This is a genomic window from Pseudomonas kielensis (assembly GCF_014236655.1).
In the GTDB taxonomy this organism is placed as follows: domain Bacteria; phylum Pseudomonadota; class Gammaproteobacteria; order Pseudomonadales; family Pseudomonadaceae; genus Aquipseudomonas; species Aquipseudomonas kielensis.
Genome location: NZ_JACMYG010000075.1, coordinates 1 through 2177, shown reverse-complemented (window position 1 = coordinate 2177; position 2177 = coordinate 1). Strand labels below are relative to the sequence as shown.

General features: G+C 53.3%; 2 protein-coding genes and 1 pseudogene. All 3 read right to left on the bottom strand.

Going from position 1 to position 2177, the window contains the following annotated elements:
- Positions 1-59 precede the first annotated feature (59 nt).
- Positions 60-1031: a hypothetical protein gene (locus tag H7995_RS28020; protein ID WP_137807350.1), complete on the bottom strand. Its 972-nt coding sequence runs from the start codon at positions 1029-1031 to the stop codon at positions 60-62.
- 2 nt (positions 1032-1033) lie between these two features.
- Positions 1034-1552, bottom strand: a complete 519-nt coding sequence (locus H7995_RS28015) for a redoxin domain-containing protein (protein WP_137807351.1) — start codon at positions 1550-1552, stop codon at positions 1034-1036.
- 9 nt (positions 1553-1561) lie between these two features.
- A pseudogene (locus H7995_RS28010) lies at positions 1562-2177 on the bottom strand (sodium:solute symporter); the annotation flags it as partial.

Below are 2177 nucleotides of genomic sequence, written 5' to 3'. Positions count from 1 at the left end.
GGCAAAAAAGCTGGCTATCAAGCCAAAGATCACTGCCAGTACTAGTAGCTTACGAACATTCATGGGAGACAGGCATCCTGTAGAGGGTTGGATTGGCATAGATGAAATCCGTGCAGCAGCGCCGAATGAGGCGTGCCGCTGGGCCCTTCGATCAGACGGTTCCAATATGAATAAGCTGCGGGGCTTTCTGATGGCCACTGTCGGCTGAAGTCGAGGAGAAAGTTTGTCTGGTCATAGACCAATGGTATTGCTTCCACAAATAGGTCATTTAACTGCGTTCTATATATCGCCAACGGATGTTGAGAGTTCGCGATTCGACTGACCAAGCCATAATGCGTACCGGCAAAATTGGGCATACCGGCTGCGCCGTTGTTGATTACAACGCCCTCTGCCATCTTCAGTGCAGCCGGTGTGCATGTGTGGCTAGTCGCAAGTACCGAGACCCGTTGTTCGGTCATCCAGGTAGCCAGTTGTCGACGGCGAGAGGCGTTTTGTAAGGCCTCACGCGAACACTGCCAACCAGCCAGAGATTGCTCATCCCCATGAGTAATGGCTATACGATGACCATTTACGTTCACCAACGCGTAGGCCGGCCTGCTTGCCATTTGCTCGCGGAGCCCAGGCAAGCCCATGAGCGTTGTACGCAAAGTACGATGTATAGCGTTGGACCAGTCAACAGTGTGTTCCGCAACGCTGTCAGGATAAGCGCAGCCACAGCCAGCGCCATTATCCCCACTACGTCCGAGCTCGGTTTCAACATTCCCGCGCAGGGGTAAGTGCTTAATGAGCCGTTCTTCTATCTCGAGGAAAAGTTGCTGATCGCGATCAAACCAATGCGCGTCACCGTTGAATACAGCTTGCGCACCCGGCTCCTGCAGTAACAACTGTTCAAGCGCATCCAACGCCTGGAGATTGCCGTAAAGTCCTCCTACTACGTAGAGGCTCTGGCAACTCAGCTGTGTCTCACCACTGAATGCCGCCGAAGATAGCCGGTAATCCAACGGGCAATCGCGACCAGGACGCAAAGTCATTTTCAGGCCTCGCCACGCGCCGGATAATCTTTGGCAATGATGTAATCGACTGCTCCAAGAATTTCATCGAAATGAGGGCGAGCGAAAGGCATGGTATTGATTGAGGCCATGTACAAGGTGCCATTGGGGCGGATCAGATATACCCCGGGCTCCGAGAACAGCGCGGGCTCATCGGAACCTGGTGTAGCTTTTGAAATGTATAGACCCCAGCGTCTAGCCTCCTCAATGCTCAAGCCGTAGCCTAGGCGTACGTTATTGATCGTCCAAATCTCTTGCGTTTTCTCGGCGCGCTCCCGGCTGTCACTAGAGAGAGCAATGACTTGAACACCCTTTTCGGCAAAACTTCCCACATGCCCGTTGAGCTCTTGCAGAGACTTACGGCAAAGCGGGCAATGCAGCCCTCTGTAGAACACCAATAACGTAAAATTCGCAGGGGGTTCAGCATTGAGGGTCCATTGCCCTTCCGGCACAAGTGATACATTCAAAGACGGCACTGGTTGACGAGGCATCAGCAACAACATAGCAATCTCCTAACAGTTCTCAGGTTGAGGAATTAACCCAGGCAACAGGTAGCCCAGGGTGCACAGCATTAAGCCGTAAAGATTGGCGCCAAGAAGCAAGGCATATTTACCCTCACCAATGGCCCAGCTTTCCGGTACCCAGCCAAGGACGAGTGATACACCCAATGCCATGCCAATCCAGAAGCTCAAGTGAAAACTCAACCAAGTTGGGCGCACCAAACCATGAAGGATGAAAACGGGAGCAAGCCCTATCACCATCGTTCCACTGATGGTGGTTGCCTTAAGAATATCGGTACCGGCCATCATCGGTATGTTGCCTAGTACGGCAAAAACCACCATCGCCGCCATTCCAGCGCCGATAGCCTTCCGCCCTAGGTCATGTCCGGCTAGTGCTGGCAATTCACGCCCAGCCAACTTGGCCAAACTGGAGAAGGTCGAGTCCAAGGTAGATCCCGCCGCAGAGACCATCACCACTGTCATCACCAGCAGGGCCACTACACCCATAGATTTCGCCAGTGCTGCCGGCACGTTGTCCGATACAGCGATATGAACCAGGCTGGCGTGAACCCCAATCAAGCTGAAGGCGAGGATCGAGAAAAAACCCAACACGCCGGCGATTACAAAG

Excerpts from the sequence above, each read along its gene's own strand:
- H7995_RS28015 (WP_137807351.1), bottom strand. The coding sequence starts at position 1,552 with ATGTTGTTGCTGATGCCTCGTCAACCAGTGCCGTCTTTGAATGTATCA.
- H7995_RS28020 (WP_137807350.1), bottom strand. The coding sequence starts at position 1,031 with ATGACTTTGCGTCCTGGTCGCGATTGCCCGTTGGATTACCGGCTATCT.